We start from the raw sequence: 14,380 nt of genomic DNA, 5'->3' as shown, positions 1-14,380 counted from the left end.
CAAAGCGGCTAGAATGCGCTTGTGGTTTTGACCCTTGGGCGGTGCGTCCCTATATAGGCGGCAGCGCGAGAAAAAGGCAGTAACGTGATCCGGTTCATTCTTTCGATTTTCGGGGCGATCTTCAGCCTCGTGACTTTGGGTATTTTCATGACCGCGCTGGTGATCGGCGCGGTATTCTGGATGTATGGCCGCGATCTGCCCAGCCATGAATCATTGGCCCAATACAAGCCCCCGACGATCAGCCGGATTTACTCGGGTGAAGGCCAGTTGATCGACGAGTTCGCGCAGGAACGTCGTTTGTTCACCCCGTCCGAGGAAATTCCCGATCTGGTGAAACAGGCCTTTATTTCGGCGGAAGATAAGAACTTTTACAGCCACCAGGGCTATGACCCGCGCGGAATCATCGCGGCAGGGGTTGAGGCGGTTCGGACCAAGGGTGAGACCGTCCGCGGGGCCTCGACCATCACGCAGCAGGTGATGAAGAACTTCCTGCTGTCTGGCGACCGTCGGGCCGAGCGCAAGATCAAGGAAATCATCCTCGCCACCCGGCTCGAGGATACGTTGGACAAGGAACAGATCCTCGAACTCTACATGAACGAGATCTTTCTGGGCCAGAACTCCTACGGCGTGACCGCTGCGGCGCAGACTTATTTCAACAAGACCCTGCAGGAACTGGCCCCGCATGAGGCCGCGATGCTGGCCGCCATGCCCAAGGCACCGTCTGACTACCATCCGGTTCGCCAAAAGGAACGCCTGCTGGCCCGTCGCAACTATGTGCTGCGCGAGATGAACCAGAACGGCTATATCGATCAGGCGACCTATGAGGTCGAGGTCGAAATGCCTCTGCGCTCGGTTCAAAACGGAGATTTCGAAAGCTTCCGTACCGCCTTGCCACCGCGTGATTATTTCACCGATGAAATTCGCCGTCAGCTAAGCGAGGATTTTGGTGAGGGTGAATTCTTTACCGGCGGCTTCACCGTCCGCGCCTCGGTTGACGAAGAGATGCAGGTCGAAGCCGCCCGCGCGTTGCGTGAAGCGTTGCAGAAATACGACCTGTCGCGCGGCAAATGGCGCGGAACCGGCGAGGTGATCCCAGAAGAACAATTGGCGGACGAGGCGCAGTGGCGTCAGGCGCTTGCGCTGATGGAAATCCCCCGCGACGTGGTGCTGCCGACCCAATGGTACCCGGCGGTTGTGATGGACGTGGCCGAACAGCAGTTGACGGTCGGGATCGAGGATGGCCCGTCCGATGGCACAATCCCGCGATCTGACATCAAATGGATGCAGGGCAACTTCTTCGACAATTTCAAACGCGGCGACGTGATCCTTGTCATGGCCGGGGAAGAGGGCCAATGGTCCGCCCGTCAGGTGCCCGAAGTGCAGGGCGGTTTTGTCGCGATGGATGTGAACTCGGGCCGTGTTCTGGCGATGCAGGGCGGGTTCTCGTATCAGGATACGGTGTTCAACCGCGCCACACAGGCGCAGCGTCAGCCGGGATCGTCCTTTAAGCCCTTCGTTTATGCTGCCGCGCTGGACAGTGGCTACAGCCCGGCAACCATCGTTGTGGATGCCCCGATCGAGGTGAACACGCCGCAGGGCCTGTGGCGGCCCAAGAACTCGTCGAACAAATTCTATGGTCCCACGCCGCTGCGCACGGGGATCGAGCAATCTCGGAACCTGATGACCATTCGTCTGGCGCAAGAGGTCACGATGCCCGTTGTCGCCGGATATGCGGAACGGTTTGGGGTCTATGACCGGATGGGCGCGTTTCTGGCCAACTCCTTGGGGTCCGAGGAAACCACGCTGTACAAAATGGTCGCCGCCTACGCGATGTTCGCCAATGGCGGTGAACGGGTCGAGCCCACTCTGGTCGACCGTATTCAGGACCGCTTCGGCAAGACGATCTACCGCCATGACGACCGGCAATGTCTGGATTGCAACTCAAGCTGGCTGGAGCCAGACGAGTCGCCGACCATCGAGACCAACCGCTCTCAGGTCATGGATGCGATCACCGCGTATCAGCTGACCTCGATGATGAAGGGCGTTGTGGATCGTGGCACTGCGTCGCGCTATGTGAACCTGCCGGTTCCAACGGCGGGCAAAACCGGAACGACCAACGAGTCGAAGGACGCTTGGTTCATTGGCTTCACCTCGAACATCGTAGCCGGTTGCTATATTGGTTATGACCGTCCGCGCCCGATGGGCCGGGGGGCCTATGGCGGCACCATGTGCGGCCCGGTCTTCCAGAGCTTCATGGAAAAGGCCGTTGAGAAATATGGTGGCGGCCCGTTCGAAGTGCCCGAAGGTGGTCATTTCATCAAGATCGACCGCTTTAGCGGTGCGCGCCTGCCTGCGGATGCAACGGGCGACTATGTGGTGGCCGAGTATTTCCGGGATGGCGTCGATGGCTTCATCGACCGGATTTATGACGGTGGCTTTGCCATCGGCTCGGACCTGCCGCTGTTCGAAGAGGTACAGCGCGCAGGCGTTCAGGTGCAGACCTCGACCGGTCAGACGGTCACGGTTGGGCCAAAGGCCACGCAAGGCGACGTGACGACGGGCGGGCTTTACTGATCCGCAGCCCTGAGAAATGAGTGCAAAAGATCGGCCTCGTCATCCCTTGTGACGAGGCCGTTTGACCTCCAGAAGATCGACATGGCGCATTTGGCTGCCGCCCATTGGGCAAGCCGTTCGCGCGAAACACCAAGAGCATCGGCATAGAGCGTCAGGCAGCGTTCGATCTGCTTTGACTGGCGCACCAAATCCGGCATTCCTTTCGGGTGACGGATTGCATTTGCCAGTTCAAATGCGGGATCGCCCAGATACCCTTTGGCATCAAACACAAGTGGGCCGCTGTCTGTCAGGATGACGTTGTCCGGGTGCAGGTCGCCATGCAGCGGCTGGGATGTTGGTTGGGTTTCCAACAGATGCTTGGCCAGAGCGATGGCGCGCGTCATGTCCTGCGTCAGGGGCGTTGGGCATCCCGGGGCGAACCTGTATTGAAAGAGGGGTGTCATGACGTCGGCAAGCGGGCGCAGCCCTTGCAGTGTTGGTTGTGGCGATGCGTGTAACCTTGTGGCAGTTTCTGCCAGCGCGTTCAGAGCCTCAATCACCGCGCCTTGCCGGGCTATGTCGCCGAGGGTTGGGCCCTCGAGCCATTCCATCAAAATCGCCGTTTCGGTTTCTCGCAGGATTGTAACGGCACCCCGGTCTTGCCACGCGCTCAACAGATCGGCCCCACAGGCTTCGTTGCCCCGATCGGCGCGGAGATAGAGTTTCAGCGCGACATCCGCGCCGCTCGCATCGCGCACCTTCCACACCCGTGCGGCACCGGTTTCGGCGACGGGCCTGACCATCGTCAATCGCCAGTGATCCAGAATCTCTTGCGGTGGGGCCTGCATTCACCTCTCGCCTGTCTTGTGGTGGCCTTCACCTCTTGCTATCACGCAGGCCTGATTGAGCAAGTTGGGACAAGACCATGCGCGCCGAAACCCAGAATATCGTGGCGGAAATCGAAAAGTCGCTGGAGCTGTTGGCGCAGCGCATGGACTATGAAACCGCACCGCACCGACTTGAGGAATTCAACGCGCGCGTCGAGGATCCCAACCTGTGGGACAGCCCTGAAAACGCGCAGAAACTGATGCGCGAGCGTCAGATGCTGGTCGATGCCATCGAGACCTATGAGACGATAAAAACCGATCTGAACGACAATATCGAGCTGATCGAACTGGGCGAGATGGAAGAGGACGAAGAGGTTGTTCAGGACGCCGAAGCGGCCATCAAGGCGCTTGGAGCCAAGGCGGCCAAGAAAGAACTTGAGGCGCTGCTGGATGGTGAGGCCGACAGCAACGACACCTTCCTCGAGATCAACTCGGGCGCGGGTGGTACGGAAAGCTGCGACTGGGCGTCGATGCTGGCGCGGATGTATGTGCGCTGGGCCGAGAAGAAGGGCTATACGGTCGAGTTGCAGTCCGAGACGGCGGGCGAAGAGGCGGGGATCAAATCTGCTGCCTACAAGATTTCCGGCCACAATGCTTATGGCTGGCTGAAATCGGAAAGCGGCGTGCACCGGCTGGTGCGGATTTCGCCTTATGACTCGGCGGCAAAGCGGCATACCTCGTTCAGCTCGGTCTGGGTTTATCCGGTGGTGGACGACAATATCGAGATCGAGGTGAACCCAGCCGATATTCGGATTGATACGTATCGGTCCTCGGGTGCGGGTGGTCAGCACGTGAACACCACCGACTCGGCGGTGCGGATCACGCACGTTCCGACCGGGATTGTTGTGACGAGTTCCGAGAAATCGCAGCACCAGAACCGCGACATTGCCATGAAGGCGCTGAAATCGCGGCTGTATCAACAAGAGCTGGACCGCCGGAATGCCGACATCAATGCGGCGCATGAGGCGAAGGGCGATGCCGGTTGGGGCAACCAGATCCGGTCTTACGTCTTGCAGCCGTATCAGATGGTGAAAGACCTGCGGACGAACCATGAGACCTCGGACACCAAAGGTGTGTTGGACGGGGATCTGGACGGGTTCATGGCGGCGACACTTGCATTGAACGTAGCAGGCAAAAGCCGGTCCGAAGCGCAGGGTGACTAAGTGGGTCGGGGGCTCTGCCCCCGCCGCGGCAAGCCGCGACTCCCCCGAGATATTTTTAGCCAGATGAAGGGGATCCAGGCGGCGCAGGCTGACCCGGGAAAGATGTATTTAAACAGTGGGTTTTATTGACCTTGCGGCCCGACTAGGCTGATTGTGACGTGAGTTGCATTGCTGCCGGAGCCCATATGAACCTCTCAGACCATTCTGCGCGGACGCTGATTTCTGACCTGTCGCACAGGCGGGTGACAGCGGTCGAGGTGATGCGCGCGACGCTGGAGCGGATCGGGCAGGTGAATGGCGTGGTGAATGCCATTGTCGCCTTGCGGGACGAAGATGCGCTGTTGGCCGAGGCGCAGGCGATGGATGAAGGGCCCATTTGCGGGCCGTTGCACGGGGTGCCGATCGCAGTGAAGGATTTGGTCAACGTGGCGGGTGTTGTCTCATCGCAGGGGTCGCCTTTGTTCGATGGGTTTGTGCCTGACACGGATGATCTGATCGCGGCGCGGATGCGGGCGGCGGGGGCGATCCTGATTGGCAAGACCAATACACCGGAATTCGGGTTGGGCTCGCATACGTTCAATCCGGTCTATGGGGCGACGCGGAACCCATATGACGCCGCGCGCACCTGCGGCGGGTCTTCGGGCGGGGCGGCGGTGGCCTTGGCGACGGGGATGGTGGCGCTGGCAGATGGTTCGGACATGATGGGCAGTTTGCGCAACCCGGCAGCGTGGAACAATGTGTATGGCTTTCGGCCCAGCTGGGGGCGGGTGCCGTCGGACCCGGTTGGCGATGGGTTTTTGCATCAGTTGTCGACTTTGGGTCCGATGGCGCGAAGCCCGGAGGATCTGGGCCTGTTGTTGGATGTGATCTCAGGCCCTGATCCGCGCCTGCCTCTGGCTGCTTCAAGCGCAACGGTCTCACCAGTGAGACCCGCCGATCTGAGCGGTATTCGGATTGGGTGGCTGGGCGATTGGGACGGGGCGTTTTCGATGGAGGAGGGGGTTCTGGACCTCTGCCAAGTGGCCACGCGGGTCTTTGAAGACCTGGGGGCTGAGGTCGAGCCCGTGCCGCCGCCCTTTGATGCCGAACAGATGTGGGACAGCTGGATCACTCTGCGATCCTGGTCGGTGGCTACCGGTCTGGAGCCCTTGTCCGGGCAACGGTCGGCCTTGAAGGACAGCGCGCAGTGGGAGTTGGACCGGGGCCTGGCGCTGACCGCCATGCAGGTTCATCAGGCGAGCGTGGTGCGGTCCGAATGGTTCCGGACGGCGGTGGAGGTGTTTCGAAGCTATGACGCGCTGATCCTGCCTGCCGCGCAGGTCTGGCCCTTTGCGGTTGAGACACCGTATCCGACCGAGATTGCCGGGCGTGCAATGGACACTTATCACCGCTGGATGCACGTGACGGTGCCGGTCAGCCTGATTGGCTTGCCCTGTCTGGCGGTTCCAGCCGGCTTTGGGGCGCAGGGGCTGCCGATGGGCTTGCAACTGTTCGGGCCGCGCGGGTCGGACGCGCGATTGTTGTCACTGGGGGCGGCCTATCACGCCGCAACCGATTGGCCAAAAAGAAGACCGGCAATGCCATAGCGCCGGGCAGGGAGGGAGGAAACGAGATGGAGAAGCCTTTTGGCGTTCCACAGATGCAAGCGGTCAACACCGCGATGTTGCGCAGCGCTTTGCGACAGGCCTGGGCCGATTATCGCCGCGCGCCGGTGTTTGGTCTGATGTTTGCCGGGTTCTATGTTCTGGCCGGGTGGGCGATGGCCTGGGTGACGGTGCAAACAGGCACAACCTTTTGGCTGGTTCTGGCTGCCATCAGTTTTCCGTTGCTTGGACCTTTTGCAGCGGTTGGGTTGTATGAGGTCTCGCACCGGTTGGAACGGGGTGAACCACTTGATATGAAGGCGATTTTCGGGGTGGTGATACAGCAAAGCCGCCGTCAATTGCCTTCGATCTGCGCCATTATTGTGGTGGTGTTTCTGTTCTGGTTCTTTCTGGGTCACATGATCTTTGCCCTGTTCATGGGGCTGTCGACCATGACGAACGTGTCCACGTCGATCGAGGTATTTCTGACGCTGAACGGATTGACGATGCTGGCCGTCGGCACCGTTGTTGGCGCTGTGTTTGCGACGCTTCTTTACATGATTTCCGTTCTGTCGATTCCGATGCTGCTGGATCGCGAGCTGGATTTTGTCACCGCCATGATTGCCAGCTTTATGTATGTTTCCGAAAATAAGGCCGTGATGCTTGCATGGGGGGCGTTCATTGCCGTGCTGACATTTGTCGCCATGATTCCGTGGTTTCTGGGCCTGCTGATTGTCCTGCCACTGTTGGGGCACGCAAGCTGGCACCTGTATCGAGAAATCGCGCAAGCCGACAAGGCCGAGATCGCTAGCTGACAGCCAACCCACCCGGCGCGGACAGCGTGCTGGATTTCATGGATTGCCGGGCCGTGTGGAACACGGCACCGGCGTTCTGGCCAAGATGCTGCAACATGACCGGTTTGGGCTCCTGCGCTGTAGAAGGCCGGATCACCGTGCCGCGCCAGTGATCTGCATCGGGGGTGATGACGTAGATCTTGCTGTTTGCCCCGCCGCGTTGGGATGTCAGGATCGAGACGTGATCCCCGGAACTGGCGGCAATGCCCTGAATCTCGCGGGCTTTTGGCGGTGCGCCGGGCATCAGGCCGCGTGGCGTGTATCCGCGGACCAACGTGCATTGCGGCAAACGGGTTGCGTACAGCATCGACACTTGCGGCGTAAGGGGCTGGCTTTCGACAACTGCATAGAAACCGGACGGAAAGGGGGTCGCGGCGCTGGGTTCGGACCCAGAGCCAAGAAACTGGGTCAGGACGGAACTGGCCGGGTGGCCCTCGGTCTTGGGAATGTCGTTCAGCGGTTCCAGAACAATTCGGGCATCAATGTCGAAGAACCGGCAGATGCGATCCAGAACGTCGGGGCGGGGAAAACTTTCGCCTGCCAGATAGCGGTTGAACTGGGTCCGGTTGATCCCCAGTTTCCGACACAGAGCCGAGACAGACGGATGCTGTCGCGCAAGTTGTCTGAGATTCGAACCGAACATGGCCCGAAGCTCAGCAGGGCTGCGAATGTCGTCGGTCATGTCTGTCCCCGGCGTTACCAATTCCCTGCAAAAACATGATAGCGGCGTCCGGATAACCGTACGCATATCAGCAATCGTAAAGATGACCCCAAGCAACGTATCCCCACGTCGCGTTGCGGCCACGAGGCTAACGCGCCGTAAGCCAAAGGCAATAGGCTTTATTCCAATTTGTTTGATGTTTATCCGAGAGAGGGCGGCGTTATGACAAAATTAACGCACATAAACTCAATCAGAGGCTGTCAGGGGCAGCATATTGGCACGTTAGGCCTGTCCTTGCCCCGGTTTCAACCGGTGAACCGGGGCAAGGCGTTGGTTCTTTAGTCGCCGCGCAGCAAGGCGGCGACGCCAGTGCGGGCGATCTCGATCAATCCCAGCGGACGCATCAGATCGGCAAAGGCGTCGATCTTGTCCGGCGCACCGGTGATCTCGAAGATGAACGAATTGAGCGTGCTGTCGACCACATTGGCGCGGAAGATATCGGCCAGCCGCAGCGCCTCGACCCGTTTATCGCCTTCGCCCACCACCTTGATGATGGCCAGTTCACGCTCGACCGAGGGGCCCTCGACCGTCAGGTCATGCACGTCATGAACCGGCACGATGCGGCCAAGCTGCGCCTTGATCTGCTCGATCACCTGCGGGGTTCCGGCGGTGACAATGGTGATCCGGCTCAGGTGGCCGGTGTGATCCACCTCGGCCACAGTCAGGCTTTCGATGTTGTAACCGCGGCCCGAGAACAAGCCGATCACGCGGGCCAGAACACCGGGCTCGTTCTCGACCAAAACCGCGATGGTGTGGCGTTCCTGAACGTCCGAAAACGTAGGCCGTAGGTTATAGGCCGAGTGGCGGGTGGAGCCTTTTTTGATATGTAGGGCAGACATTTATGTCCCTTTCATCATCCATCTGTGGCCGGACGCGCGAGGCGTCCGACTGAAATCTTCAAATGCGTCAGACCAGAACCGAGCCTTTGGAGTCGATCACGCCCTGTGTCTCGGCCTCGCCCAGCAGCATTTCGTTATGGGCCTTGCCCGACGGGATCATGGGGAAGCAGTTTTCGTGCTTTTCGACCAGACAGTCGAAGATCACCGGGCCGTCATAGGTGATCATCTCCATGATCGCATCGTCCAGATCGGCGGGGTCGGAACACAGGATGCCTTTCGCCCCAAACGCCTCGGCGAGTTTGACGAAATCGGGCAAGGCCTCGGACCAAGAATGCGAATAGCGCTCACCATGCAGCAGTTCCTGCCACTGGCGCACCATGCCCAGACGTTCATTGTTCAGGATGAACTGCTTGACCGGCAGGCGGTACTGAACGGCGGTGCCCATTTCCTGCATGTTCATCAGCCACGACGCCTCGCCCGCAACGTTGATCACCAGCGCATCCGGGTGCGCCATCTGCACACCGATCGAGGCCGGGAAGCCATAGCCCATCGTGCCCAGACCACCGGATGTCATCCAGCGGTTCGGATCTTCGAACCCGAGGTACTGCGCGGCCCACATCTGGTGCTGGCCCACTTCGGTGGTGATGTAGCGGTCGTGTTTCTTGGTCAGCTCTTCCAGCCGCTGCAGCGCGTGCTGCGGTTTGATGGTCTTTTCGCTGGCGGTGAAGGCCAGGCAATTCACCTTGCGCCAATCCGCGATCTGCGCCTGCCATTGCTTGACCGAGGCCGCATCGGTTTTGCGCCCGCGCGACTTCCAGACCTTCAGAATGTCTTCCAGCACATGGGCCACGTCGCCAACAATGGGGATGTCCACGCGGATCACCTTGTTGATCGAGGACGGATCGATATCCACATGCGCCTTCTTCGAATTGGGCGAAAACGCATCGATGCGCCCGGTGATCCGGTCATCGAACCGCGCGCCGATATTGATCATCAGATCGCAGTCATGCATCGCCATGTTGGCTTCGTACAGCCCGTGCATGCCCAGCATGCCCAGCCAGTTTTCGCCCGACGCCGGATAAGCCCCCAGACCCATCAGGGTCGAGGTGATGGGGAAGCCGGTTGCGTCCACCAGCTCGCGCAGCAACTGGCTGGCCGCGGGGCCGGAATTGATGACGCCGCCGCCTGTGTAGAAAACCGGCTTCTTGGCAGTTTCCATTGCGGCAACCAGTTCGGTGATCTCTTCCAGATCGCCTTTCAGAACTGGCTGGTAATGCGATGTCGACGGCTTCGGCGCGTTGTATTCACCGCTTGCAAACTGCACGTCCTTCGGGATGTCGATCAACACCGGGCCGGGACGGCCAGATTTGGCAACGTGAAAGGCTTCGTGAATGGTTGCGGACAGGGAATCCGTATCCTTCACCAGCCAGTTATGCTTGGTGCAGGGGCGGGTGATGCCGACGGTGTCGGCCTCTTGAAACGCGTCCGAACCGATCATGAAGGTCGGAACCTGTCCGGTCAGAACCACAATCGGGATCGAATCCAGCAGCGCGTCGGTCAGACCGGTCACCGCGTTGGTCGCGCCGGGGCCGGATGTCACCAGCGCAACGCCCGGCTTGCCGGTCGAGCGCGCATAGCCTTCGGCGGCGTGCACCGCGCCCTGTTCGTGGCGCACCAGAATGTGGCGAATGTCGTTTTGCAGAAAAATCTCATCATAGATCGGTAGCACGGCGCCGCCGGGGTATCCGAATACCGTGTCCACGCCCTGATCCTTGAGGGCCTGAACCACCATCTTTGCGCCGGTCATCTCACGTGTCATCTGCTTTGCTCCGTTCGCGACATGTGTCTTGCGTTTCGCATAAAAAAAGCCCCCGATTTTTTCGGAGGCGCATGGGTTCGATTATGGTTTACCGTTACCGGCCCATGCGCGTGGTTCCTACGATTTCGACTAGCGTTCTCATCGCCAGAGGCTCCTTCTTTGCGTGCAGGGACATTATGGTCGGCGCGCAGGGGCGTCAACAGGCAATTGCACCAATTTTCTATCCTGAAGACCTGATTTTGCGACATTTTGTTGCGCAGATTGCCGCATGCCGGGAACTTCCGGCAATCTGTGGTGGAAAACTGCCGGTTGAACGGAATTTGAACTGGTCGGAATGCGTCAACGGAATGTCCGAAACGGGCATGATTGGCGGTTGTGTCTGCGCCACGCTGTGGGGGACGGAACCAACTGCGAGGCTCATCATGCTGCACGATCTGGTGGATTTGGGGCGCTATCCGATAGACTGTCCGGGGTCTCATGCCTATGACCGGATGATCGGCGACATTCAGCGCGAGTTAGAGCAGGATGGATGCGCCGTTTTACCGGGGTTCGTGCATCAGGACGGGCTAAATCTGCTGGTGCAGGAGGCGGACGCCGTCGCGCCGCAGGCGCATCGCTCGTTCAATCGCACCAACGCCTATTTCACCAAAGACGACCCCCGGTTTGGCATCGGCCACCCGATCCGGCGCTTTTATGATCGGTCAAACGCGTTTGTCCCGGCTGACAACTTCCCGAAATCCAGCCCTCTGCGCCGGATTTACGAGTTTGACGGCTTCCTGCCGTTCATACGCGCCGCATTGGATGAGCCCGAGGACAGGTTCTTTCGCTATGACGACCCGCTGGCGGATGTGATTATCAATGTCGTGGAAGAGGGGCAGGGCTTTCCCTGGCATTTCGACACCAATAATTTCACCGTGACACTGGCTATTCAGAACGGGGAACAGGGCGGGGCGTTTGAATATGCGCCGAACCTGCGCACCGCAGAGGATGAGAATTTCAATGCGGTGGCCTCGGTTCTGGATGGCGATATGTCCCGTGTCTGTCAGCTGGAACTTCAGCCCGGCGATCTGCAGATATTCAAGGGACGGTATTCGCTGCACCGGGTTGCGCCGGTTTCCGGGGCGCGGCGTCGCTATGTGGGGATTTTTTCCTTTGTCGAGGCCGAGGGGATGTGCGGCGGGATCGAGCGGACGCGACAGCTATATGGCCGCGTTCTGCCGCACCATTACGAACGGGAAGGGACGCGCAAAGATCAGCTGCTGGATTGATACGGCCCAGCGTGTAGGATGGTGCTGTTTCTTGCGGAGGCCGGAATGTCCAACATCCTGCAACTCACGCCATTTGTTCTGTGCGCGTCACTGGACGCGCAGATCGCGTTCTACTGCACGCGGCTGGGATTTGAATGCAACTTCAGGCAGGACAATTACGCCTTTTTGAAGAACGGCCCGATTGCCATTCGGCTGTTGGAATGCCCGCCGCGCGAAGATGGCAAACCCTTGGGGGACAATCAGTCTTATTATATCGACGTTCAGGACATTGACGCGCTGTATGAAAGCCTGAAAGACGGGCTAAGCGATCTGCCCGAGGGGCGTGTGCGTCCACCATTTGACCAGCCGTATTTGCAACGGGAATTCCACGTCATCGATGAGGACGGAACGCTGATCTTCTTTGGTGAGGATATTCGGCCAAGGGAGTAACCCTCCCGCCCATCGTCGCAACGCCTGCGGCGCATCTCCTCTGGTTGGGCCAGGCAGCGCGTGCCGCGCTGCGCCTGCGTCAGTAGCCGACGCCGGTGCCCTGCAAGACACCGTGTTCCAGAGCATAACGGGTCAGGCCTGCCGTAGACGAGATGCCCAGCTTGCGTTTGATGTTCTTGCGGTGGGTTTCAACGGTGCGGACCGAGATATCCAGCGCCAGCGCGACCTCTTTGTTCGATTTGCCCTGCGCCAGTTCCAGCAGAATGGTCTGTTCGCGGCCCGTCAATGCCTCGCGCGTGCTGTCGCCCTTGGGTTTCAGCGATCCGCTTGCGCCGGTGCACAGGTATTGCTGACCCTGCATCACGGCGTCGATGGCCTGTTTGATCTCATCGGTGGGGACGTCTTTGAGGATATACCCCTTGGCCCCGTGGCTGAGTGCGGTCGAGATATATTCGGGGCTGTCATGCATCGACAGGATCAGGATGCGCGTTTCGGGCAGGCGTTCGAGGATGATCTCGGTCGCGCTCAGGCCGCCAAGGCCGGGCATGTTCAGATCCATCAGGATCACGTCGGGGGCCAGCCCGACCGCCTGATCCACCGCCGCCTGACCGCTGCCCAATGTGCCGACCACCTCGATCTCATCATAGCTTTCCAGGATCGACTGGATGCCTTCGGCCACCATCGGGTGATCGTCGACGATGAGAACTCGGATTGTCATGTACCGGCCTTTCGGTTCGGGGTTGCGTCTTCCTGCGGCGGCAGCAGGCGGCTGAGCGGCAGGCTGGCCTCGATCGCCGTGCCCCCGCGCGGGCCGCGTGATGACAGAATACGCAGCGATCCGTCAAGCTGTTCGATGCGTTCCTGCATATTGCGCAGCCCGATCCCTGTGGTGATCTGGCCCGGTTCCGTCCGCAACCCGCGCCCGTTATCGGTGATCCGCATGGTCGCGCCCTTCTTGTGGCCACGCAGATCGATTGTAACACGGGTTGCATCCGCGTGGCGTTCGATATTGGTCAGCGCCTCTTGCGCAATACGGTAGAGGGCGATCTTGCTGTCATGGTCCAGCCGGTTGCGGAACACGACGGTCGAGAACTCGGTCTCGATTCCGGTGCGGTCGCGGAAATCATCGGTCAGGGCCTTCAATGCAGGGCCGAGGCCCAAATCGTCCAGCACGCCGGGGCGCAGGTCGCGGCTGATGCGCCGGACCTCGGTAATGGCAGTCCCGAGGTGATCGATGCCCTTGTCCAGCGGGTCCTGAGCGCCCGCATCATCGCCGCGCGACAGGCGGCGGCGGGCATTGTCCAAAGCGTAGCGCACGCCGACGAGGATCTGGCTGATACCGTCATGCAATTCACGCGCCACCCGGCCACGTTCTTCTTCCTGCGCATCAAAGACGCGCTGAGTCAGTTCCTTCAGCTTGGCATCGGCCAACCGCCGCTCGCGGATATTCAGAAGCATGCCCGAGGCAAAGACGATCAGCACAGCAGCCAGAACGATGCCGCCGATATACATGAAGGTGCGCTGAACCCGCGCCTCGACCTCGGCGCGGGCATTGGCGACGGTGGCCACGATATCGTCGATGAAGACGCCGGTGCCCACAGCCCAACGCCAATCCTGCAAGCCCACCACGTAGGCGATCATCTGCGCCTCTTCCCCGGTCGAGGGCTTTTGCCACATGAAGCTGTGCCAACCGGCCCCCTGACGGGCCAGAGTGATGAATTCGTCGACAATCGGGGTGCCGTCACTGTCGGTCAGCCCTTCCCAATTGCGGTTGATGAATTGGGTCTGGCGCGGGCTGACCAGATTGGTGCCATCGTAATCGTAGACGAAAAAGAACCCGTCCTGCCCGTAGATCATGGCGGACAGGATCTGAGTGACTAGGGTTTTGGCGACATCATCATCCGGTTCGGCGCGACCGTAGATATAGGCAAACCCGTTGCGTGCCTGGGTGACGTAATTCTTCAACTCTTCCTTCTTGGCCTGGATCAGGCTGCGCTCCAGCGCTTGGATCTCGCGCTCGGCGGTGGCACGGGCCTGATAGGCGACCAGTATGGCAATCGCGGCAACGGCAACGACCAGAGGGATGGCCGCAACCAAAGACAGTTTCTGCGCATAGGTCAGCGAAACCAGATTTCTAAGTCTTTGCATGGTCGAATCGATACGCAAGCGGCGGCAAAAATGCAAAAAGATTGAACAATTCGGGCTTAAAAGGGCTGAAAAGACACGATTGGGCTGGAGTTTCACAGGGATTAACCCGCGAAAAA

The 14,380-nt window shown here is 59.8% G+C and carries 12 protein-coding genes; 6 read left to right on the top strand and 6 right to left on the bottom strand.

Annotated elements, in window-relative coordinates:
• Window positions 1–84 precede the first annotated feature (84 nt).
• A complete protein-coding gene (locus ACR0C9_RS11305; RefSeq protein ID WP_170449988.1) occupies window positions 85–2,574 on the top strand; it encodes a PBP1A family penicillin-binding protein in 2,490 nt (829 codons plus the stop codon).
• On the opposite strand, the gene ACR0C9_RS11300 is transcribed toward ACR0C9_RS11305, so the two are convergent.
• Window positions 2,568–3,401: an aminoglycoside phosphotransferase family protein gene (locus ACR0C9_RS11300; RefSeq protein ID WP_480781043.1), complete on the bottom strand. Its 834-nt coding sequence runs from the start codon at window positions 3,399–3,401 to the stop codon at window positions 2,568–2,570. The two genes, ACR0C9_RS11305 and ACR0C9_RS11300, sit on opposite strands and share 7 nt — an antisense overlap.
• 77 nt (window positions 3,402–3,478) lie before the next feature.
• Between ACR0C9_RS11300 and prfB the strand changes: the two genes are divergently transcribed.
• The 3 genes from prfB (at window position 3,479) to ACR0C9_RS11285 (ending at window position 7,001) form a co-directional block, all read left to right on the top strand.
• Entirely contained in the window at window positions 3,479–4,603 is a 1,125-nt protein-coding gene (gene prfB / locus ACR0C9_RS11295) for a peptide chain release factor 2 (RefSeq protein ID WP_170449992.1), read from the top strand.
• Between the two features lie 185 nt (window positions 4,604–4,788).
• Window positions 4,789–6,189 (top strand): amidase, encoded by a 1,401-nt coding sequence (locus ACR0C9_RS11290; protein WP_480781042.1) that lies wholly within the window; start codon window positions 4,789–4,791, stop codon window positions 6,187–6,189.
• A gap of 26 nt (window positions 6,190–6,215) precedes the next feature.
• On the top strand, window positions 6,216–7,001 hold the full coding sequence (locus tag ACR0C9_RS11285) for a DUF2189 domain-containing protein (RefSeq protein ID WP_480781041.1): 786 nt from the start codon (window positions 6,216–6,218) through the stop codon (window positions 6,999–7,001).
• Here ACR0C9_RS11285 and ACR0C9_RS11280 read toward each other — a convergent pair.
• The 3 genes from ACR0C9_RS11280 to ACR0C9_RS11270 form a co-directional block, all read right to left on the bottom strand.
• The gene (locus tag ACR0C9_RS11280; RefSeq protein WP_480626136.1) at window positions 6,994–7,722 is read right to left on the bottom strand and encodes a helix-turn-helix domain-containing protein; all 729 of its coding nucleotides are present in this window, start codon (window positions 7,720–7,722) and stop codon (window positions 6,994–6,996) included. The two genes, ACR0C9_RS11285 and ACR0C9_RS11280, sit on opposite strands and share 8 nt — an antisense overlap.
• Window positions 7,723–8,039: 317 nt before the next feature.
• On the bottom strand, window positions 8,040–8,600 hold the full coding sequence (gene ilvN / locus ACR0C9_RS11275) for an acetolactate synthase small subunit (RefSeq protein WP_170449999.1): 561 nt from the start codon (window positions 8,598–8,600) through the stop codon (window positions 8,040–8,042).
• Window positions 8,601–8,667: 67 nt separating this feature from the next.
• Window positions 8,668–10,419, bottom strand: coding sequence for an acetolactate synthase 3 large subunit (locus ACR0C9_RS11270; RefSeq protein ID WP_170450001.1), 1,752 nt, complete (start codon window positions 10,417–10,419; stop codon window positions 8,668–8,670).
• Window positions 10,420–10,841: 422 nt separating this feature from the next.
• Here ACR0C9_RS11270 and ACR0C9_RS11265 point away from each other — a divergent pair, with 422 nt between their 5' ends.
• Entirely contained in the window at window positions 10,842–11,687 is an 846-nt protein-coding gene (locus ACR0C9_RS11265) for a HalD/BesD family halogenase (protein WP_170621962.1), read from the top strand.
• A gap of 45 nt (window positions 11,688–11,732) precedes the next feature.
• A complete protein-coding gene (locus tag ACR0C9_RS11260; RefSeq protein ID WP_170621961.1) occupies window positions 11,733–12,116 on the top strand; it encodes a bleomycin resistance protein in 384 nt (127 codons plus the stop codon).
• 79 nt (window positions 12,117–12,195) lie between these two features.
• Here ACR0C9_RS11260 and ACR0C9_RS11255 read toward each other — a convergent pair whose 3' ends face one another.
• Both ACR0C9_RS11255 and ACR0C9_RS11250 read right to left on the bottom strand, forming a co-directional pair.
• A complete protein-coding gene (locus tag ACR0C9_RS11255; RefSeq protein ID WP_170450005.1) occupies window positions 12,196–12,834 on the bottom strand; it encodes a response regulator transcription factor in 639 nt (212 codons plus the stop codon).
• Window positions 12,831–14,264 carry a cache domain-containing protein gene (locus tag ACR0C9_RS11250; RefSeq protein WP_170450008.1) on the bottom strand — a complete coding sequence of 478 codons (1,434 nt, stop codon included), beginning with the start codon at window positions 14,262–14,264 and terminating at the stop codon, window positions 12,831–12,833. Before ACR0C9_RS11250 ends, ACR0C9_RS11255 begins: the two co-directional genes overlap by 4 nt.
• Window positions 14,265–14,380: the final 116 nt, after the last annotated feature.

This window comes from Ruegeria sp. C12 (assembly GCF_056537745.1).
The sequence above is the reverse complement of the archived record's forward strand: the minus strand, read 5'-3'. Positions and strand labels throughout refer to the sequence as shown.